Origin of the sequence: Streptomyces cinnamoneus (genome assembly GCF_014650495.1) — a bacterium.
GTDB lineage: Bacteria > Actinomycetota > Actinomycetes > Streptomycetales > Streptomycetaceae > Streptomyces > Streptomyces cinnamoneus.
Genome location: NZ_BMVB01000005.1, coordinates 62,738 through 83,194 on the forward strand (window position 1 = coordinate 62,738; position 20,457 = coordinate 83,194).

Consider the following 20,457-nt stretch of genomic DNA (forward strand, 5'->3'; position numbering starts at 1 on the left):
CGCAGGAAGGACCACCGCACCCGTGACCACCACCCCGCACGCCCCGGCCGCACCCGGCCTGCTCCAGGACGCCCAGCTGAGCCCGGACGAGCGGGCCGCCTGGCGGGACTTCAACGACAGCACCTGCCCGCGGCCGGACGGTCCGGCCCTGGTGCACCGCCTGGAGGAGGCCGCCGCCCGCCGGCCCGACGCCCCCGCCGTGCAGGCCGTCGACGGCACCTGGACCTACCGGCGGCTGCACGCCGAGGCCGACGTCCTCGCCGCGCTGCTGGCCCGGCACGGCGTCCGCGAGGGGGACACCGTCGCCGTCGCCGCGACCCGCCGCCTCGCGGACTACGCCGCCCTGCTCGCCGCCCTCAAGGCGGGCTGCGCCTACCTGCCGCTGGCGCCCGACGGGCCCGCCGTACGGCAGGAGTTCGTCCTGGCCGACTCGGGGGCCGTCGCCCTCGTCGCCGACGCCCGGGCGGCCGCGGAGCTGGGAGCCGTCGGCGGCGGGCTGCGGGTGCGGATCCGCACCGGCGGGCCGGAGGCCGCACCGCCCGGCTGGGTGGCCGCGGACCCCGCCGCCCCCGCGGAGGGAGCGCTTCCCGCCCCGCTCGCCCCGGCGCCGCGGCGGACGTCGTACGTCATCTACACCTCCGGCAGCACCGGTACGCCCAAGGGCGTGATGACCGACGAGGCGGCCCTGCTGAACTTCTGCGCCTGGTACGTCGAGCGGCACGAAGTCGTGCCGCACGACCGGCTGGCCCAGACCGCGCCGCTGACCTTCGACCCGTCGGTCCAGCAGATCTTCCCGGCCTGGGCGACCGGCGCGTGTCTGGTGGTGGTCCCCGAGGACGTGCAGCGCGAGGGCGGCGAGTTCCTGGACTGGCTGGCCGCCGAGCGGATCACCCACCTCGACATCGTCACCCCGCACTGGCTGCAGCTGCTGGAGGTGGCCGCCCGCCGGGGCCGGGCGGCGCTGCCCGCGCTGCGGTGGATCGTCGTCGGCGGGGAGACGTACTTCTTCCACCAGACGCACCAGTGGCACCGCGTGGTGGACTCGCCCGCCCGCCTCAACACCATCTACGGGCCCACCGAGGCGACCGTCAACGCGACGGAGTTCCTCGTCGACCCCGCCACGACCGAGGGCCAGGTCCCGATCGGGGTGCCGCTGCCCAACTACCGGGCGTACGTGCTCGACGAGCACGGAGCCCTGTGCCCGCCCCACATCACCGGCGAACTGCACCTGGCCGGGGCGGGGCTGGCCCGGCGCTACTGCTCGGACGAGGCCACCCGGCGCGCCTTCCACGAGGCCGTCACCGGCCGGGGGGAGCCGGAACGGCTCTACCGGACCGGGGACCTGGCCAGGCTGGTCGAGCACGACGGCGCGTGGGTGCTGGAGTTCCAGGGCCGCACCGACAGCCAGGTGAAGGTCTCCGGGTACCGGATCGAGCTGGAGGAGGTGCAGGCGGCGCTGGCCACCGTGCCGGGCGTCACCGGCTGCGCGGTGGTGCTGCGCACCGAGCCGGCGACGCAGCTCGTGTGCGGCTACGTCGCCGAGGACCGGACCCCGGAGCGGGTGCGTGCCGAGCTGGCGGAACGGCTGCCCGCCTACATGGTCCCGCACGTGATCGCCCCGGTCCCGGCGGTACCGCTGACGGGCAACGGCAAGGTGGACCGCGACGCCCTGCTCGAACTGGTCGCCGGCTACGACGCGGGCGGCGGGGGCGACGCGCCGGACGGCCCCGTGGAGACGGCGATCGCCTCCGCGTGGGCGCAGGTCCTCGGGCTGCCCGTGGTCCACGCGGACGACGACTTCTTCGCCCGCGGCGGCTCCTCGCTGCTCGCCTTCCGGGTGGTGGCCCTGCTGCGGGAGCAGGGGGTGACCGTGCGCGCCGCCGACCTGCTGCAGGCGCGTACCGTGCGCGCGCTGGCCGCGCGGGCGACGACGGGTGCCGTGGGCGCCCCGGCCCCGGCCGCCGCCCCGGCCGCGGCCGTCACGGCCCCCGTCCTCCTGCCCGCGCCCCGCCACGAGCTGGCGGACGGGCGCGGTCCGCTCCTCGTGCTGCCGCCGGCCACCGAACTCGCCCTCCTGGGCGGGGACACCGAGGACACCGGCGACCACGCGGTGCTCGATCTGGGGCTGCCGCCGGACACCGCGCCGGAGGCGGTGCGCACGGCCCTCGCCGAGGTGATCGGGCGCCATCCCCTGCTGCGGGCCCGGCTGGACGTCACCGGGGCGCGGCCCGCCCTGCGCGAGGTCCGGGTGACCCGTTTCGACCTGCCCGTCGTCGACGGCGAGTCGAGCGCGCTCGCCGACTCCGTGCGTCCCCTGCTGGCCGCCCGCACCGGGCTGCGGCACGGGCTGCCGGTCGCCGCGGCACTGCTGCGGCTGCCCACGGGCCCGCGGCTGCTGCTGGCCGTGCGCCACCTGCTCGTCGACGGGCCGGCGCTGCGCCGGATCACCGCCGAACTCGCCGCCGGGCTGGGGCTGGCCGATGCTCCCCCGCCCGCGCCCCCGCTCGCCGAGCAGCTCGCGGCGCTCGCCGCGCAGGCCCGCCGGATGGCCCCGGTGCCGCATGTGAGCGCCTTCGGGGACGCCGAGCGCGAGGCGCAGCGGCGGCTCGGCCCCCTGGTGACCCACGACGGCACCGTCACCGAGCTGGAACTGGGCGAGCTGCCGGCGTCGGCGCTCCCCCCGGGCGCGGCCGGGGAGTGGGAGCCCCGGCTGGTGGCGGCGGCCGCCCTGGCCGTGCACCGCTGGCTGGGCCTGCGGACGGTGCCCGTGTGCCTGCCCCGGCAGGGCCGGCCGCAGCCCGCCCGAGAGCGGGGCACCGGCGGGCAAAGGACCGGGGATGCCGTGGCCAACCTCTCCGATGTGGCGCCGCTGCTGGTGGCCGCGGGCGACGGCGGGCCGGACGCGCTGCGTTCCGCCATCGGCGAATGGGCCCGCCGCGCCCAGCCGTTCACGCACTGGTCGGCAGCGGTGCTGGCGCACTGCCCCGAGCTGGCGGGCCGGTGGCCCGGCCGGCGCGCGCCACTGACCGGCTCCTTCGTGGTCGCGGTGGAGAGCGCGGAGCACGAAGCGGGGCCCGGGGGCATCACCGGGCACGACAGCCCCACCGCCCCGGACCCGGCGATGTCCGGAGCGGTGCAGTTCACGGTGGTGGCGGGCCCGGACGGGCTGCGTCTGCGGCTCGTGGCCTGGGACCTGCCGGAGAGCGTCCTGAAGGAGCCCGCGGCGCTGTGGCGGGCCGCGCTCACCGAACTGGCCGGCACCACGCCCGCCTCGAAGGCGGGTGAGCAGGCATGAGCGTTCCCCCGGGCACGGACCCGCGGTGGCTGCGGCCCTGTGCGGGCACCTGGCGCGAGGGCGCGGGGCCGGTGCTGCTGTGCCTGCCCCACGCGGGCGCCGGCGCCCTGTCGTTCGCCGGCTGGGAGCACCACCGCCTGGCGGGCTTCGAGCCGGTGGCCGTACGGCTGCCGGGCCGCGAGGAGCGGTTCGAGGAGGAGCCGGTCACCGACTGGGCCGCGCTGGTGTCGCTGATCGCCGACTCACTGGGCGGCCTGGCGCACCGGCCGCTGGCGGTGTTCGGCCACAGCATGGGCGCGCTGACCGGGTTCGAGCTCCTGCGGGAGCTGCGCCGGCGCGGGCTGCCGGACCCGGTGCTGTTCGCGGTGTCCGCGCACGTCGCGCCGCAGCGGATGCCGCGTGTGGCCAGGGCGCCGCGCACGACGGACGAGCTGCTGGAGTACATGCGCCGCCTCGACCGGGACGGGCTGGGCGAGCTGCTCGACGACCCGGAGTGGCGGGAGATGGTGCTGCGCCCGCTCCGCGGTGACCTGCTGCTGCACGACACCTATGCGTACCGCGAGCTGCCCCCGCTCGGCACGCCGTTCGTGGTGCTCGGCGGGGTGCAGGACCCGGCGATGCCGGAGGGCGCCTGGACGGGCTGGGCGGAGCTGACCTCCGCAGGCTGCGCCCGGCGCGGATATCCGGGCGGTCACTTCTACCTCCGGGAGCAGCGTGGGCAGCTCCTGGGCGATCTCTCCGGCGACCTGGAACGGGCGCTGGGCACGAGCCGTGCGACGGCGGAAGGAGGTGGCCGATGACCTCGGCACCGGTGACCGGCGATCTGCTGGGGACCGCGACGGCGGTGCTGCGGGAGGTCCTGGACGTCCCCGAGGTGCCCGCACGGGCGAACTTCTTCGCGCTCGGCGGGAATTCCCTGCTGGCCGTGCGGGTGGCGGGGAGGCTGAGCCGGGCGCTGGGCCGGCGCGTGCCGGCGACCGCGGTGCTCGACCACCCCACGGCACAGGAACTCGCCGGTCATCTCGCGGACACGGGCGACACGGCGGAGGCCGGGCCCGCGGCGACGGACCGGCGGGAGGCGCCCGGCACGGCGGGCGAGGGGCAGCGGAGCTTCCCGCTCTCCGCCGCGCAGCGCCGCGTCCGGCTGCTGCACGACGTGGACCCCGGGCGCCTCGACCACCTGGTCACCGCCTCGTTCGAGGTGGAGGGCCGGTTCGAGCCCGCCCTGGCCCGCACCGCCTGGACCCGGGTGGTCGCGCGGCACGAGGCGCTGCGCGTCAGGTTCGAGCAGCCGGAGGGGCGGCACGGTCAGGACGCCGAACCGGTCCAGGTCGTCGAGAGCGAGCCGCTGACCGAGTTCAGCTTTCTGGACGCGACGACGCTGCCGGAGGAGGCGGGCCGGCGGGTGCTCCACGAGCGGGTCCGGCTGCTGCGCGGCACCCCCCTGCCGCTGGAGTCCGGGCCGCTGTCGCGGGTCGTGCTGGTGCGCACCGCCGCGTCCCGGTACCGGCTCGAACTGGTGGTGCACCACATCGTCTGCGACGGGTGGAGCCTGGGCATCCTGCTGGACGACTTCCTCGACGCCTACCGCCGTGCCGCCGCGGGTGAGAGCGGTCCGGAACCCTCGCAGCACCGTTTCTCCGACCACGTGCGCTGGGAGCGCGAGGTGGAGTCGGCGCGCTGGCCGGCCCTGGCCGAGCGGGTCGCCCGCCGCTTCGCGGGCCGGCCCGAGACGCTGCCGCTGCCCACGGATCCCGTACCGGTCGACGCGCACGCCGACGGCGACGACGTGGCGCTGGAGCTGCCGGACGGGCTGGCCACGGCCCTGGCCCGGGCCGGCGCCGAGGGCGGCCACACCCGTCTCACGCTGGGGCTGGCGGCACTGGGCGTCCTGCTGCACCGGATCAGCGGTGCGGACGACGTGCTGGTCGCCGTGCCGATGGCCGGTCGGGTACGGCCCGAGGACGAGCGGACGGTGGGCCTGTTCGTCAACACGGCGGTGGCCCGCGTCCGGCTGGGCGGCGTGCGGGACGTGCGGGAGCTGCTGGCCCGGGTGCGCGAGGAGGCCGCGGAGGTGCTGGACTGCCAGACCTATCCGTTCGACCGCCTGGTGAGCCTGCTCGGGGCGGCCCGCGACGGCACCCGGATGCCGCTGGTGCGGGTCTCGCTCGCGGTGCAGGACTTCGCCGGGTCCGCCGGCCCCGATCCCTCGCTGGGCTTCCGGTGGGTGGAGGAGGACCCGGCCGAGCGGCAGAGCAAGCTGGACCTCGCGTTCAGCCTCTCCGGCGGCGGGGCACGGCAGGCGCTGACCGTCACGTACCGGCCGTCCCTGTTCCGCCGCCCGACCGTGCAGGCATGGGCCGAGCAGTATCTGCTCGCCCTCGACAAGGTCACCCGCGCGGTGACCGGAGGCGCCGCATGAGGCTGACCCGGCATCACGAACTGTTCCGCACGTCCGTACGGTCCGTCCTGGAGCGGGAGTGCGCCGCGGTCGAGGACTGGGAGCGCGAGGGCGCCATGCCCGTGCACGACCTGTACCGGACGCTCGGCGAGGAGGGCCTGCTGGGCCTGACGCTGCCCGTGGAGCACGGCGGACTCGGCCTGGACCTGGGTTACTCGTACGTCTGGGCCCGGGAGCTGGGCAGGGTCGCGTCCGGATCGCCCGCCATGAGCCTGTCCGTGCAGACCGACATCGTGCTGCCGCTGCTCGTCGCGGCCGGATCCGGGCGCGTCGTCGAGGACTTCGTGCGTCCCGCCGTGCGCGGTGAGCTGGTGGCGGCCCTGGCGGCGACGGAGCCGGGCGGTGGATCGGACCTGGCGGCCGTGCGCACCACGGCCGTGCCGGACGGCGACGACCTCGTGCTCGACGGCCGCAAGGCGTTCATCACCCACGGTTCCGTCGCCGACTTCGCCGTGGTGCTCTGCCACCTGACCACGCCGGACACGGCTGCCTCCGGCCTCGACTCGCTGGCGCTCGTCGTGGTGCCGACGGACCTGCCCGGGGTGCGCCGGGAGCGGTACTCCGCCAAGCTCGGCAACCGCGCCTGCGACCACGGCGGTCTGGACCTGGCCGGGGTCCGGGTGCCGCGGGAGTACGCGCTGGGCGAGCCCGGCTCCGGCTACGAGTGGCTGACACGGGTGTTCACGCGGGAGCGCGCCTTCCTGGCCGCGGTCGCCACCTCCCGGGCCGAGCGGGCCCTGGCCGGGGCGCTGGCCCGCGCCCGGGGGCGCGGCGTGCTCGGCCGGCCGCTCGCCGAGCACCAGGCGATCGCCTTCGCACTGGCCGAGCTCGACGCCGAACTGGCCCTGGTGGAGGAGTACACCGGTGCCGTCTTCCAACTGCTCGACGAGGACCGGCCCGCGCTGCGGCAGGCGAGCATCGCCAAGCTGCGGGCCACCCGCCTGGAGCGCGACGCCGCGGAGGCCCAGCTGCGCGTGTACGGCGGCGAGGGCTATCTGGACGGCGGTCCCGTCGAGCGCGCGTGGCGGGACGCCCGGGCCGGCGCACTGGCCGGCGGTGCGGACGAAGCGCTGCTGCACCTGATCGCCGGCCATTTGTCCACCGACCACTGACCCGAGAAGGACAAGTGACCAGAGAAGGGCACCACGGAATGACCTCTCACGTACCGGCCCGGCCCACGCCCGGGACGGCCACCGCCCGCACTCTCACCACGCCGCCGGAAGGGCTGCTGTTCCTGGACCGGGCGGCCGTGCGGGCCTGCGCCGCGAGCATCGACCCGGTGGAGGCCGTCGAGTCGGTTCTGCGGGCCCACGCCGCCGGACGCACCGAACTGCCCGCAGAGGGCTACCTGCCCTGGACCAACTCCCAGGGCGCCTACTGCCGGTCGATCGCCATGCTCGGCGCCGTGGGCGGCCCCGACGGCACGGCGTACGGCATGAAGCTGATCAACGCCGCGACCTCCAACCCCGCCCAGGGCAGGGACCGGGCGGGCGGCTGCGGTTTCCTCTTCGACCCTGAGACGGCCCGGCCCGTCGTCCTGGCCGAGGCCGCCTACCTGTCGGCCCTGCGCACGGCCGCCTACACCATGTCGAGCCTGCGCCACCTCGGCCCGGGCTCCTTCGAGGAGGTGACCCTGATCGGCTGCGGGGCGCAGGCCCGCACCCACGCCGAGCTGCTGGCGCGCTACTTCCCCGCCGTCCGCGCCCTGCACGTCCACGACCTGCTCCCGGAGCGCACCGCGGCCTTCGCCGACTGGGTCCGCGAGCGCGGCCTGCCGTTCACCGTCAGCGCGCACGAGCGCGCCGAGCGGGCCGCGGCGGCGAGCCCGGTGGTGATCACGGTGACCGTCTCCGACACGGGCTACCTGGGCGCGGCCTCCCTGCGGCCCGGCAGCTTCGTCGCCCACGTGTCCCTGGACGACCTGCTGCCGGAGGTCTTCGACCGGGCGGAGGCGGTGTACGTCGACGACGTCACCCTGGTGCGGGAGAACCCGCGCCGCGTCCTGGGCCGGCTGATGGCCGAGGGCCGGGTCCTGCCGCCCGGCGCCGACGGACGGACGGGCGGTGCCACGGTGGTGCGCGGCACCCTCGGCGACGTCCTCACCGGAGCCGTGCCCGCCCGGCGCCCCGAGCGGGGGGTGGTCGTCAGCAACCCGTTCGGCATGGCGGTCCTGGACGTCGGGCTGCTGGCACGGGTGTTCGCGCGGGCCACCGCCGACGGACTCGGCACCCGCATCGACCTGATCGGGGAGGACCGATGAGCCGCCGCGGCCTGTACTCGCTGACCGACCTCGACGACGCCGCCATGGGGTGCATCGTCCGCCGCACCATCGACCTGTACACGGACCGCAACGCCCACGACCGGCCGCTGGCGGGCCTGCTGGCCGGGCTGCTGTTCACCAGGACCTCCACCCGCACCAGGACGGCCTTCACCACCGGCGCCATCCGGCTGGGCGCCCAGCCGGTGACGTTCGGGCCGGCGGACCTGCAGACCAACACCGGGGAGTCGGCCGCCGACACCGGCCGCATGCTCGCCGGCATGCTCGACCTGCTCGTCGTCCGCACCGCGGGCCCGGTGCACGAGCTCGAAGACCTGTCCGGGGACGGCGAACTGCCCGTCGTCAACGCCATGTCCGCCGAGGAACACCCCACCCAGGGCCTGGCCGACCTGGCCACCCTGACGCATCACTTCGGCCCGCTCGACGGCGCGCGTGTGCTCTACGTCGGCGAGGGCAACAACACCGCCGTCGCCCTGGCCCACGCACTGAGCCGGCAGCGCGGCTGCCGCACCGTGTTCGCCTGCCCCCGCGGGTACGGACTGCCCGCTCCCGTGCTGGCCGCGGCCTCGGCCGCCGCGGAGCGCGGCGGGGGGTCCGTCATCCAGGTCCACGACCTGGCGGCGGTGGAGGGCACGGTGGACGCCGTCTACACCTCCCGGTGGCAGACGACCGGCACCAGCAAGGCCGACGCGTCCTGGCGGGACGCCTTCCGCCCGTTCCACGTGGACACGGCCCTGATGGACCGCTGGCCCGGTGCCGTCCTCCTGCACGACCTGCCCGCCCACCGCGGCGAGGAGGTCTCCGGCGACGTGCTGGACGGAAAGTCCTCGCTGGCGTGGACGCAGGCCCGGATGAAGGCGGCGGGCGCGATGGCCGTCCTGGAATGGGCCGCCGCATGACCGAGCCGGCCACCGCGGAGATGATCGCCCCGCTCTCCTCCGCGCAGCACAGCCTGTGGTTCCTCGAACAGCTCGACGGGCCGTCCGACGCGTACATCCAGCCGTTCGCGCAGCGGTTGCGTGGCCCGCTGGACGTCCCCGCCCTGGAACGCGCCCTGGAGGCGCTGGTCCGCCGCCAGCAGACCCTGCGCTCACGCGTCGACCTGGTCGACGGCGAGCCCCGGCAGATCGTCGGCCCGGCGCGCCCGGTCCGCCCGCGGCGCCTGGACCTCGGACACCGCCCCCAGGACGCCCCCGCGGAGGTGGCCGCCTTCGCCCTGCGGCCGTTCGACCTGGCGAGCGAGGACCCGCTGCGGACCCTGCTCGTCCGGCTCGGCCCGGACGACCACGTCCTGGTCTGTGCGGTGCACCACCTCTTCTGCGACGGCCTCTCCCTCGCCGTCCTCGGTGAGGAACTGGCCGCCCTGTACCGGGCGGCCCGCGCCGGACGGCCGCCCGGGACGGCCCTGCCGCCGTTGGAGCGGCAGTACGCCGACGTCGTCGCCGACCGCGCCGCGCAGGCCGGCGACGCCCGCAGCCGGGCCGCACTGGCACGCTGGCACGAGCGGCTGGCCGGCGCCGCGCCGCTCGGGCTGCGCACCGACCACGCCCGGCCGCCGGTACGGTCGGGCCGCGGCGACCGGGTGCCGCTGACCGTGCCCGCGGAGCTGCTGACGGCCGCCCGGACGGCCGCCGGCCGCCACCGGGTCACCCTGTTCATGCTGCTGCTCGCCGTGTTCGCGACGACGCTGCGCCAAAACGGCTGCGGACCCGACCTGAGCGTCGGCACGCCCGTGGCCGGCCGCTCGGGTGCGGCGGAGGAGGCCCTGATCGGGCTCTTCACCAACACGGTGGTCCTGCGCCTGGACCTGTCGGGCGAACCGGCCCCCGCCGCGCTGCTGGGCCACGTGCGGGAACAGGCCCTGGCCGCCTACGAGGACGGCCACGTGCCCTTCGAGCACGTGGTGGACGAACTGCGGCCCCCCAGGGACCTCTCGCGCACCCCGCTGTTCCAGGTGATGTTCAGCTTCCAGGACTTCGAGGAGCAGGCCCTCGCCCTCGACGACCTGCAGGCCACCGCCTGGGACGTCCCCGCCGGCACCAGCAAGTTCGACCTCGAACTGGAACTGGGCCGCGACGGCGACCGGTTGAGCGGATTCCTGGAGTACAGCACCGACCTGTTCACGGCGGCCACCGCCCGCCACCTGGCCGACGACTTCCTCGCCGGCCTGCGGAACCTCCTGTGCGAGGCCCCGCACTCCCCCGCCCCCCTCTCCCGCAAGGAGCCCGCACGATGAGCGAGAACGCCCCCGCAACCACCGCGCACCAGGTCGTCGTCAACGACGAGGAACAGTTCTCCCTGTGGCCCCTGGACACGCCCCTGCCCGACGGCTGGCGGCCCGAGGGCACCACCGGCACGCGTCAGGAGTGCCTGGACCGCATCGAGACGGTCTGGACCGACCTGCGCCCGCTCAGCGCCCGCCGCTGATGAGGGCCGCAGCCGTGGGCACCGGCCCCCTCGTCGGGACCGGCTCCCCCACCGTTCCCGAACTGCTCGCGCGCACCGCGCGGCGCACCCCGGACGCGCCCGCCCTCATCACCCGCGAGGGCGTCATCAGCCACCGCGAGCTCGACGCCCACGTCGAGCGGCTGGCCCGGGTGCTGCGCGGGCGCGGGCTCGGCGCGGGCCACCGCGTCGCCGTGCTCGCCGACCGCTCCTGGCAGGCCGTCACCTGCCCCCTGGCGGTGCTGCGCGCGGGCGCCGCCTACGTCCCCCTCGATCCCGCCGAGCCGCCGGAGCGGCTTCGCGACCTCGTCGCCCGGATCTCACCGGCGGCCGTGCTGGGCCGGGCCGAGCCGCTGGCGGGGCTGTCCTTCCCCGGCGTCCCCGCGATACCGGCCGACCACCCCGGCCCGGAGCCGGGCGGGACGTCCGGGCGGGCGCCGTCGCCCGGCGACCTGGCCTACGCCATGTTCACCTCCGGTTCGACCGGCGCCCCCAAGGCCGTCCTCGTGCCGCACCGCGCCGTGGCCGCCGCCACCGCCTCGCTCGCCGACCTGTTCGACATCGGCCCCGCCGACCGGGTGCTGCACTGGACCTCCCTGCTCTGGGACACCAGCGGTGAGGAGATCTACCCCGCGCTCGTCCGCGGCGCCGCCCTCGTCGTCGACGACAGGGTCGAAGCGCGCTCGGTCCCGGCCCTGCTCGCGCTCGTGCGGGAGCACGGGGTGACCGTGGTGGACCTGTCCACGGCCATGTGGAACGAGCTCGTGGACCACCTGGCGTCGGGCGACGAGCCGCTGCCGCCGAGCCTGCGGCTGGTGGTCATCGGCGGCGAGGCGGCCCAGGCCCGGGCCGTGCGGCGGTGGTCCGAGCGGGTGCCGGACGGCGTCCGGCTGCTCAACACCTACGGGCAGACCGAGACGGTGATGGTCACACACGCCGCGGACATCGGAGGCGCGGCGGGGCGGGCGCTGGGCGACGACGATCCCGTGCCCATCGGACATCCGCTGCCGCACGTCCGCCAGGCCCTGACGGCCCGCACGGGAGGGGTGGCCGAGCTGTGGATCGGCGGCCCGGGCGTGTCCTGGGGGTACGCGGACCGGCCGGATCTGACCGCGGCCGCCTTCCTGCCGGAACCGGACGGGGGCGGCGCACGCCGCTACCGGACCGGTGACCTGGTGCGCGAACTGCCCGGCGGTGCACTGGCCCACGCGGGCCGGGCCGACCGGCAGCTGAAGATCCGCGGGGTCCGGGTGGAGCCCGCGGAGGTGGAACGGGCCATCACCTCCTGCCCCGGGGTCGCCGCGGCCGCCGTCGTCACCGTCGGCCAGGACCGCGGACAGCCGCGTCTCCTCGGCGCGTACGTGCCGTCCGAGACCGGGCCCGCCACCGAGCAGGAGGTCGCCGAGCACTGCGCGCGCCGGCTGTCGCGGGCCCTGCTGCCGCACCGGATCACCGCCGTGGCCGCGCTGCCGCTGCTGCGCACCGGCAAGGTCGACCGGACGGCCCTGCGCGCCTCCCTCGACGCCGCGCCGTCACCCGCCGCCGGGCCGTCACCCGACAGCGGGCCGTCACCCGACGCCGGGCAGGAGAGGGACGGGCAGGACGGAACCGGGCAGGACGACGGCGGCGCATCCGAGCTGGCCTCGCGCATCGCCGAGTTGTGCGGACGGACCCTGGGCTGCCCGTGCGGCCCCGACGACTCCCTCTTCGTGCTGGGCGGGGACTCCCTGACCGTCACCCGGCTCATCTCGCAGCTGTACCGCGAGACGGGGGCCGAGCTGACCTTCCGCGACGTGTTCGACCACGCGAGCCCGCGCGAGCTGGCCCTGCTCATCGAAGGAAGCGAAGGAGAACGCCGGTGAACACCCCAGCCACCACCCGGCCCCCGGCCCAGCCCTACGTCTACCGGCGCCAGGAGCTCACCGAACCCGACTGGCGGCGGCTGCCGGGCTGGCGGGACGTCACCGCCGCCCAGTGGCGGGACCCCCAGTGGCAGCGGGCCCACTGCGTGAAGAACGCCCGCCAGTTGCGGGCCGTGCTCGGCGACGGCCTCGACGAGAAGTTCTACGCCGACCTGGCGGAGGACCAGGAGCGCCACGCGACGATGGCCATGCTGGTCACCCCGCAGATGCTCAACACCATGGCGCCGCTGACCGCGGCGGACGCGGACGACTTCACCGACGCCTTCTGCAGCGACCCCGTGCGCCGCTACATGATCCCGGTCCGTTCCGACCGCGATCCGCGGTGGCCCAGCCACCCGATGTCCTCGCGGGACTCGCTGCACGAGGCCGAGATGTGGGTCGTCGAGGGGCTGACCAGCCGCTACCCGACGAAGGTCCTGGCCGAGCTGGTCTCCACCTGCCCGCAGTACTGCGGGCACTGCACCCGCATGGACCTCGTGGGCGGCTCCACCCCGGCCGTCGGCAAACAGCGGCTGCGGCTGCGGCCGGCCGACCGGCAGGAGGCGATCCTCGACCACCTGCGCCGCACCCCGGGCGTACGCGACGTGGTGGTCTCCGGCGGGGACGTGGCCAATGTGCCCTGGCCCCAGCTGGAGTCGTTCCTCGGCCGCCTGCTGGAGATAGACACCGTGCGCGACATCCGGCTGGCCACCAAGGCGCTCGTCGGGCTGCCGCAGCACTGGCTCCAGCCGAAGGTCGTGGCCGGGATGGAGCGGGTCGCCCGCACGGCCGCCGGGCGGGGTGTGCACCTGGCGGTGCACACCCACGCCAACCACGTCCGCTCCGTCACCCCCCTGGTGGCCGAGGCCACCGGTGCGCTGCTGGCGGCCGGGGTGCGCGACGTGCGCAACCAGGGGGTGCTGATGCGGTCGGTCAACGACACGGCCGACGACCTGCTCGACCTGTGCTTCGCCCTGCAGGGCGAAGCCGGCATCCTGCCCTACTACTTCTACATGTGCGACATGGTGCCCGGCGCCGAGCACTGGCGGACCACCCTGGCCGAGGCACAGGAACTGCAGCTCGCCATCATGGGCTACCTCCCCGGCTACGCCACGCCACGGATCGTCTGCGACGTGCCGTACGTGGGCAAGCGCTGGGTGCACCAGGCCGTCGAGTACGACCGGGAACGCGGCATCTCGTACTGGACGAAGAACTACCGCACCCGGCTCGAACTCGACGACCCCGAGGCCCTCACCCGCCGCCACCCCTTCTACGACCCGCTGTCCGCCCTGCCCGAGAGCGGCAGGCGGTGGTGGGAGGAGAGGGTCACGGCACAGGAGCGGGCGGCATGTGCTCAGCGGTAGCCGGTCAGCCCGTCGGCCAGCTCCTCCTCGTCACCGTCGCGCTGCGCGTAGAGGGCCTGCTGCAGGGCGAAGGTGCCGCGGATCGCGGTGATCCGGCCGGTCACGTCGCCGCCCTGGGCCCCGCCGCCGAGGGCGAGCACCCGGCCGAGCAGCTCCTCGCCGTAGCTGGCACCGATCGCGGCGAGGTCCTCGGCCTGGTCACCGAGGGTGACCTCGTCCCAGTCGACCACTCCGCTGAGCCGCGGCAGCCCGTCGACGGTCTCCCACAGCACGTTCTCCCCGCCGAGGTCACCGTGGACCACGGCGGAGGTGAGGTGAGGAAGGCCGTCGAGGGCGGCGAGCTCCCGCTCGGCCCGCTCGCGGCCGGCGTCGTTCATGAGCGGGAACAGCTCCGCCCGGACGCCGTCCGCGAACTCCCGCCACTCCCCTTCGGGGGCGTGCGGGAGCACGGCGCACGCCGTGTCGCCGCCGGCCGCGGCCAGCCCCGCCAGCAGCGCGGCGTACTGGGCGGCGACCGCCTCGGCCACCTCGGGGCTCTTGAGGTCCTCTTCCTCCAGGGGGGCGCCGGGGATGCGGCTGAGCACCAGGTACGCCGGCTCGCCCGGACCCGTGGCGGCGCCCTCCTCCAGCGGCTCGGGGGTGCGGAAGCCGAGGCCGAGACCGGCGAGGGTGCGCAGGCGCTCCGCCCGGTCGGGAAGCCGCTCGGCCGCCGCGTCGGTGCGGGCGAAGCAGACGACGCGCTCCGCACCGATGACCACCTGGTGGAACTGTCCCTGATAGACCGTCAGGTCGGTCGGCCGGTCGTCGGGCAGCAGCCTGCTCAGCAGGGCGCGGTGCGTCTCGAGGATTTCCATGGTGTGTGAACTCTCCTTGGTCAACGGATGAGGTGTGACGATGGATCCGGTCGAATACGAAATGCTGCGGCACATGTGGTTCCCGGTCGCCCGGGTCGCCGACCTCAAGGACGGTGTCGTCGGCGGCGCCCTCCTGGGCGAGGAGCTGGTGGTCTACGGCGACGGGCGGAACGTCACGGTCGCGGAGGGCTTCTGCCCGCACCGCGGCGTGGCGCTGCGACTGGGCAGGACGCGCGACGGCGCACTGGAGTGCCCGTACCACGGCTGGCTGTTCGCCGAGGGGAGCGGGCGGTGCACGCGCGTGCCCTCGCTGCTGCCGGGCAAGAGCCGTCCGCACGCCGCCCTGCGGACCTATCCGGCCCGTACGGCCTATGGTCTGGTGTGGAGCTGCTTGGCGGAACCTTTTCTTCCCGCCCCCGGACTCCCCGCCGGTGTCGATGACACCTGGCAGCTGGCCGCGGGCGAGCCGTACACCCTGAACTGCGGAATGCGACAACTCACCGAGAATTTCCGGGACAAGGCCCATTTCCCCTTTGTGCACGCCGATACCATGGGCGATGTCTCCCAGGTGGTCGATGCGTATCGGATAACCCGTGACGGCTGGCAACTGGGCTGGTCCTCCTCGCTGGGGTCCGAGAGTGTCCCGGACGAATTCGCGGCAGAGTTCAGCCACCGGCTCGATTACCACATCACCCTTCCGATGTTTGCTTCCATCAGAGTCTCCTCGCCTTCCGGCGGCCGGCGTCTCGTGGCACAGATGGCCACTCCGCTCACCGCGGACGGATTGCGAGTGCGACAGTTCTGGTTGGTCGGCGTGGACGCCGCAGCCGCCGCGGGGGGCGCCGGACTCGCCGATGTGCTCGCCTACGAACGACAGGTATTCGAGGAGGACCACCCGATCGTGGAGAATCAGCGGCCCGTCGAGGCACCCCTGGATCTCCATTCCCAAGTGCATACGGCAGCGGACAAATTCAGCATCACGTTCCGGCGGGTGTACGGCGAGTTGCTGGAGAGCTTCAAGGGCCGGTCGTGAGCCGCTCAGGGCTGCTGGGCGGCCCCCTGGACGTCGAGCCCGAGCCGCCACACCAGCTGGGCGACGTGCACCCGGTCCCGCAGGTTCAACTTGGCGAGGATGCGCGAGACATGACTCTTGACGGTCGCCTCGCTCAGGGAGAGGTTGCGGGCGATCTCACGGTTGTTCCGGCCGCCGCCGATGAGCAGCAGGACCTGCCGCTCGCGCCGGCTGAGCGTGCGCAGCTCCGCCGGCTCGTCCGAGCGGCGCGGCACGAGGCGGAAATTCCCGAAGAGCCTGCGGGTGATGTGGGTCGGCAGAAAGGCACCGCCGTCCACGACGGCCCGGACGGCGGCGTGGAAATCGCTGCGCGGGGAGTCGAGCGGGAGATAGCCGCGCACCCCGGCCGCCAGCGCCTCGCGCAGCAACTCGTCGGTGTCGAACTCGGCCACCATGACGATTCCGCCGGCGATGCCGCCGGTCAGCAGGCAGACCGCCTGGACGTCATGGGCGGTCAGCAGCGAGGCACTGGCCACGAGGACGTCGGGCACAAGCAACGCGGATTTCCGCAGGAGGTCGTCACGGTCGGTGGCCTCTCCGACGACCTCGGCGCCGGGAATCTGCGAGAGCAGCACGCACAGTCCGTTCCGGAACACGTCCTTGTCCGCCGCGAGGAGGATCCGTACGGTTCGTTCCCGCCCGGACGCCCGGCACAGCCCCTCCGGCGACGCCTCGTCGACGGACACGCTACCCATGTCTCTCCCTTCGCCTGGCTTCCCCCGAGTAACTCTCGCCACTGGTTTCAATTCTAGATCGACAAGAACACAAGAACACTTTGCCGAATGATTAATTGACCGGAAATCAGCAGTGCCCCTTCCGGTATTCCGCCCCGTCGCACCCGTCCGGCCCGGTCAACGTCCTGATCAGCAGGCATGGCCGCACTCCGCCACGACCCCCGGGACCCCTGCCATCGGATGGCAGATGATCGCCACTTGACAACAGTTGCATACGACATGCACCTGCATAAACTCGGCAAGAAGAGGGAGTTTGAGCACCGTGAAAATATGGGTACTCGGCAAGCGCCCGTCCCGCCCCCGCGCTCTCGGCGCCGCCGCGCTCCTCGTGGCCTGCGCGGCCGTCCCCGCGGGCGCCGCCGCCTCGTCCTCCGCCGGACCCGCATCACCCGCCGTGACCGGCGCCGCCGCACGCAACGTCATCCTGCTGATCGGCGACGGCATGGGGGACTCCGAGATCACCCTCGCCCGCGACTACACCGTCGGTGCCGCCGGCCGGCTCCACATGGACCGCTTCCCCATGACCGGCGCCTACACGACGTACTCGGTCCACAAGGACGGCACACCGGACTACGTCACCGACTCCGCCGCCAGCGCGACCGGCTGGGCCACCGGCCACAAGACGGTCAACGGCCGGCTCTCCAAGACCCCCGACACCGACCGCCCGCTCTCCACGCTCCTGGAACTGGCCCAGCGGAACGGCCTCGCGACCGGCAGCGTCACCACCGCCGAACTCACCGACGCCACCCCTGCCGCGCTCGTCTCGCACGTCTCCGACCGCGCCTGCCAGGGTCCCGCGGACATGCGTGACTGCCCGGGCGACGCCCTGGGCCGCGGCGGTGCGGGATCCGTCGCCGAGCAGAGCGTGGCCCACGACGTCGACGTCCTGCTCGGCGGCGGGAAGCAGCGCTTCGACCAGACCGTCACCGAGGGACGGGACCGGGGCAGGACCGTCACCGACCAGGCACGCCGGCGGGGCCACCAGGTCGTCACCGACGCCCGGGAGCTGGCCGCGGCCCGACCCGGCCGGCCCGTGCTCGGCCTGTTCGCGCCGGAGGCCCTCCCCGTGGAGTGGACCGGCAAGCCCGCGGCCCAGGGCGGCACCGCCCCCCAGCGGTGCCTCACCTCGAACCCCGGGCGCCCCGCCGGCACACCGAGCCTGGAGGCCATGACCCGCAAGGCGCTCCAGCTGCTGGAGCGGCCGAAGGGGGCGGGGAAGGACGGGAAGAAGGGCTTCTTCCTCCAGGTCGAGGGCGCCTCCATCGACAAGATGGACCACGACGCCGACCCGTGCGGCCAGATCGGCGAGACCGCCGCGTTCGACCGGGCCGTGAAGGTGGCACGCGACTACGCGGCCGAGCACCCCGACACCCTGGTCGTCACCACCGCCGACCACGGCCACAGCAGCCAGATCGTCCCGCTGGAGGCCAGGCCCGCCGGTCTGTCGTCGACCCTCGTCACCGACGAGGGCGGTCTGATGAAGGTCAGTTACGGCACCCACGCGGGCGACGAGGGCCAGGAGCACAGCGGTGTGCAGGTGCGCATCGCGGCCCAGGGCCCGCAGGCCCACCGCGTCCTCGGCCTCACCGACCAGACCGAGCTGTTCACCACGCTCCGTACGGCGCTGTCCCTGCGCTGACCACGACCGCACGCCCCCGACAGGAAGGACCGCACATCATGCACGTCACCCAGCGGCAGTCGATCACCGACCCGGTGGTCGCCGACCCAGGGGCGGACTGGACCGTTCTCCCCTGGGACTTCGCCGCACTGGACGCGGCACTGGTCTGGGAGGCAGGGGTCGCCGCGGCCCGCGCGGAGGCCGCCAGGGACGCCGACGACCTGGTGAAGGTGATCTGCGACGGAGCACTGCTGTGGAAGCCCGACGACTGGCCGGGTGCGCAACGGACCGACCACGAACGGGAGAAGTGGCTGGCGAGGGTGACCGGCGCCGGCACCTCGGCCGTCCTCTTCTACGCCCGGGGCCTGCAGCAGCACCACCGCCGGCTCTACGAAGTCCTGCTGGAGGGCCTGGCTCCCCGGCTGGCGGGCTTCGGGCTCCCCTGCGGCGACGTCGAGAGCGAGATGTTCTACGGCCACTACGGCGCCACCCCGGGCGGCATCCACCGGGAGGGCTGCAGCAATCTGCACCTGGTCCTGGCCGGCAGCAAGTTCATGCACATGTGGAGCGGGGACGACTGGATACCGTCCGGCACCCGGCTGCGCAGGGACGAGGAGCCGCTGCAGGGAACCCTGGAACACTACCTGCCGGAACTCGACCCCCACGAGGTCCTGCCGCTGGGGACCAGGCTCTCCGCGAGCGCGGGCCAGTGCTTCTTCTGGCGCAGCGGGATCTGGCACGTAGGCGAGTCGCCCGAGCCGTCCCTGTCCATCAACATCGCGTCCTATACGGGGAGCTTCGACAACGCCACCACGGGGCTGGCCCTGCCGTGCGGCCCGCGCGGCGAGATGCCCGCGGACTGGCCCGCACGGTACCGGGAGTTCGCGGGGCTCGGGCCGGACCACGGCGACGCCCGGGTCCTGGCCCGCGCATCCGCCCTGGGCATGAGGGGCGCGGCACCGGACACGGCACCGGCACCGGCACCGGCACCGGCACCGGCCACTGATGCCCCCTCCCGGGTCCGGGTCCGTTCGGCGGCGCCCCTGCTGTGGCTGCCCGAGGGCCAGTGGCTGCACGTGGCCACGCACGGGGCCGTCCGGGCCTTCCCGTCCGGCGTGGGCGGGTGGCTGGAGGGGGTGGCCGGGGCGGAGCCCGGGGACGAGCCGGCCGTACCGGCCGCGGCGGCGGACTGCGCACGCTGGCTCGCGGAGCAGTCCCTGCTCACCGTGGTCGCCTGACCGCGCGGGGACGGGCCCCGGCGGGGTCAGGGGGCAGTCGGGGCGCCGGCCACCCGGCGCTCGCCCCCGTTGCGCTCCTGCCAGAACCGGTACACCTCGACCGCGTCCTCGCGCGGCTCGTGACGCATGGGCAGCCGGCGCTCGTCCCAGTTCTTGGCGAACTCGTCGTAGAAGGTGTCCAGCTCGAAGTACTTGCGGTCGTCGACGTAGTGGGGCTCGTAGGCGTCGCGGGTCGTGAGGAAGACGACCTCGTCCGGCGAGCAGTAGTACAGCGACCCCAGGCACATGGGGCAGGGGTGGGCGAGCACGTAGATGGTGGTGCCGGTCAGGTGCTCGGTGCCCAGCGTCGTGCACGCCTCGCGGATGGCGAGGATCTCCGCGTGGGCGGTGGGGTCACCCGTCTGGGCGACCTTGTTCGGGCTCTCGGCCAGGATCTTCCCGTCCTTGACGATGACGGTCGCGAACGGGCGGCCGCCCTCGGCGACGTTCTGCCGGGCGATGTCGATGGTGCGCTGGACGAAGTCCATGGAAAACCTCCTCGGGGAACGGGACGGGGCGGGCCGGTGCGGCCCGCCCCGATCGGGTCAGAACGGCTTGGTCGGCAGGTACTTGCCGTCCAGGGTGATGACGGCGCGCTCGCCGCCCTCGGGGTCGGCGACCTTCTTCACGTCCAGCTTGAAGTTGATCGCGGAGATGATGCCGTCACCGAACTGCTCGTGGACCAGGGCCTTGAGGGTGGTGCCGTAGACCTGGAGCATCTCGTGGAAGCGGTAGATCGTCGGGTCGGTGGGGATGCCTCCGGGGATGGAGCCGCGGGTGGGGATGGTCTGCAGCAGCAGGGCGGCGTCCTCGTCCAGGCCCAGCAGCTCGGCCACGGCCTGGGCGGACTTCTCGGGCAGGGGGTGCTGGCCGAGGACGGCGGCGGTGGTGAAGGCGACCGACAGGCCGGAGGCGTCGGCGATCTGCTGCCAGGAGAGGTTCTTGCGGGTCTTGGCGTCGACGGCCTGGACGGCCAGGGCCTCACGGGCGGTGGGGTCGAACTGGGCGTGCACCATGGGAAGGGCTCCTTTTCTGGGGGGGGTGCCGGTCCGCGGGAAGAACGGGAAGAACGGACGACGCGGACACGGCGGGATCGTGGGGTGGTGGTCAGTGACCCCCGTGGCGGGGACAGGGCCCGGGGCCGGGGGTGTGCCGGGC

General features: G+C 74.4%; 17 protein-coding genes. 13 read left to right on the forward strand and 4 right to left on the reverse strand.

Annotation, left to right across the window (positions count from 1 at the left end; all coding sequences use genetic code 11):
* Positions 1-22 precede the first annotated feature (22 nt).
* Genes IE182_RS09200 through IE182_RS09245 form a run of 10 tightly spaced genes read left to right on the forward strand, consistent with a single transcriptional unit; the run spans position 23 to position 13,744 of the window.
* A complete protein-coding gene (locus IE182_RS09200; protein WP_190109205.1) occupies positions 23-3,295 on the forward strand; it encodes an amino acid adenylation domain-containing protein in 3,273 nt (1,090 codons plus the stop codon).
* Positions 3,292-4,095: a thioesterase II family protein gene (locus IE182_RS09205; protein WP_190109206.1), complete on the forward strand. Its 804-nt coding sequence runs from the start codon at positions 3,292-3,294 to the stop codon at positions 4,093-4,095. The genes IE182_RS09200 and IE182_RS09205 overlap by 4 nt, the downstream gene beginning before the upstream one ends.
* A complete protein-coding gene (locus IE182_RS09210) occupies positions 4,092-5,717 on the forward strand; it encodes a condensation domain-containing protein (protein WP_190109207.1) in 1,626 nt (541 codons plus the stop codon). The genes IE182_RS09205 and IE182_RS09210 overlap by 4 nt, the downstream gene beginning before the upstream one ends.
* The gene (locus IE182_RS09215; protein WP_190109208.1) at positions 5,714-6,868 is read left to right on the forward strand and encodes an acyl-CoA dehydrogenase family protein; all 1,155 of its coding nucleotides are present in this window, start codon (positions 5,714-5,716) and stop codon (positions 6,866-6,868) included. The genes IE182_RS09210 and IE182_RS09215 overlap by 4 nt, the downstream gene beginning before the upstream one ends.
* A 38-nt stretch (positions 6,869-6,906) precedes the next feature.
* A complete protein-coding gene (locus IE182_RS09220; protein ID WP_190109209.1) occupies positions 6,907-8,016 on the forward strand; it encodes an ornithine cyclodeaminase in 1,110 nt (369 codons plus the stop codon).
* Entirely contained in the window at positions 8,013-8,933 is a 921-nt protein-coding gene (locus IE182_RS09225) for an ornithine carbamoyltransferase (protein ID WP_190109210.1), read from the forward strand. The genes IE182_RS09220 and IE182_RS09225 overlap by 4 nt, the downstream gene beginning before the upstream one ends.
* Positions 8,930-10,270: a condensation domain-containing protein gene (locus IE182_RS09230; RefSeq protein ID WP_190109211.1), complete on the forward strand. Its 1,341-nt coding sequence runs from the start codon at positions 8,930-8,932 to the stop codon at positions 10,268-10,270. Before IE182_RS09225 ends, IE182_RS09230 begins: the two co-directional genes overlap by 4 nt.
* Positions 10,267-10,461 (forward strand): MbtH family protein, encoded by a 195-nt coding sequence (locus tag IE182_RS09235; protein ID WP_190109212.1) that lies wholly within the window; start codon positions 10,267-10,269, stop codon positions 10,459-10,461. The genes IE182_RS09230 and IE182_RS09235 overlap by 4 nt, the downstream gene beginning before the upstream one ends.
* A 14-nt stretch (positions 10,462-10,475) precedes the next feature.
* The gene (locus IE182_RS09240) at positions 10,476-12,341 is read left to right on the forward strand and encodes a non-ribosomal peptide synthetase (protein WP_190109213.1); all 1,866 of its coding nucleotides are present in this window, start codon (positions 10,476-10,478) and stop codon (positions 12,339-12,341) included.
* Positions 12,338-13,744, forward strand: coding sequence for a KamA family radical SAM protein (locus IE182_RS09245; RefSeq protein ID WP_190109214.1), 1,407 nt, complete (start codon positions 12,338-12,340; stop codon positions 13,742-13,744). Before IE182_RS09240 ends, IE182_RS09245 begins: the two co-directional genes overlap by 4 nt.
* Here the strand turns inward: IE182_RS09245 and vph are convergent.
* The gene (vph, locus tag IE182_RS09250; protein WP_190109215.1) at positions 13,735-14,598 is read right to left on the reverse strand and encodes a viomycin phosphotransferase; all 864 of its coding nucleotides are present in this window, start codon (positions 14,596-14,598) and stop codon (positions 13,735-13,737) included. The two genes, IE182_RS09245 and vph, sit on opposite strands and share 10 nt — an antisense overlap.
* A gap of 40 nt (positions 14,599-14,638) precedes the next feature.
* Between vph and IE182_RS09255 the strand changes: the two genes are divergently transcribed.
* Positions 14,639-15,631 carry a Rieske 2Fe-2S domain-containing protein gene (locus tag IE182_RS09255; protein WP_190109216.1) on the forward strand — a complete coding sequence of 331 codons (993 nt, stop codon included), beginning with the start codon at positions 14,639-14,641 and terminating at the stop codon, positions 15,629-15,631.
* Positions 15,632-15,636: 5 nt separating this feature from the next.
* Here the strand turns inward: IE182_RS09255 and IE182_RS09260 are convergent, their stop codons facing one another.
* Positions 15,637-16,365, reverse strand: a complete 729-nt coding sequence (locus IE182_RS09260) for a LuxR C-terminal-related transcriptional regulator (RefSeq protein ID WP_190109217.1) — start codon at positions 16,363-16,365, stop codon at positions 15,637-15,639.
* A 301-nt stretch (positions 16,366-16,666) separates the two neighbouring features.
* Here IE182_RS09260 and IE182_RS09265 point away from each other — a divergent pair, with 301 nt between their 5' ends.
* Complete coding sequence (locus IE182_RS09265) at positions 16,667-18,043, forward strand: alkaline phosphatase (RefSeq protein WP_444544990.1); 1,377 nt, start codon at positions 16,667-16,669, stop codon at positions 18,041-18,043.
* A 38-nt stretch (positions 18,044-18,081) separates the two neighbouring features.
* Positions 18,082-19,260, forward strand: coding sequence for a hypothetical protein (locus tag IE182_RS09270; protein ID WP_190109218.1), 1,179 nt, complete (start codon positions 18,082-18,084; stop codon positions 19,258-19,260).
* A 26-nt stretch (positions 19,261-19,286) separates the two neighbouring features.
* Here IE182_RS09270 and IE182_RS09275 read toward each other — a convergent pair whose 3' ends face one another.
* A complete protein-coding gene (locus IE182_RS09275) occupies positions 19,287-19,787 on the reverse strand; it encodes a nucleoside deaminase (RefSeq protein WP_190109219.1) in 501 nt (166 codons plus the stop codon).
* A gap of 57 nt (positions 19,788-19,844) precedes the next feature.
* Positions 19,845-20,315: a cyanase gene (gene cynS / locus IE182_RS09280; protein ID WP_190109220.1), complete on the reverse strand. Its 471-nt coding sequence runs from the start codon at positions 20,313-20,315 to the stop codon at positions 19,845-19,847.
* Between the last annotated feature and the right edge of the window lie 142 nt (positions 20,316-20,457).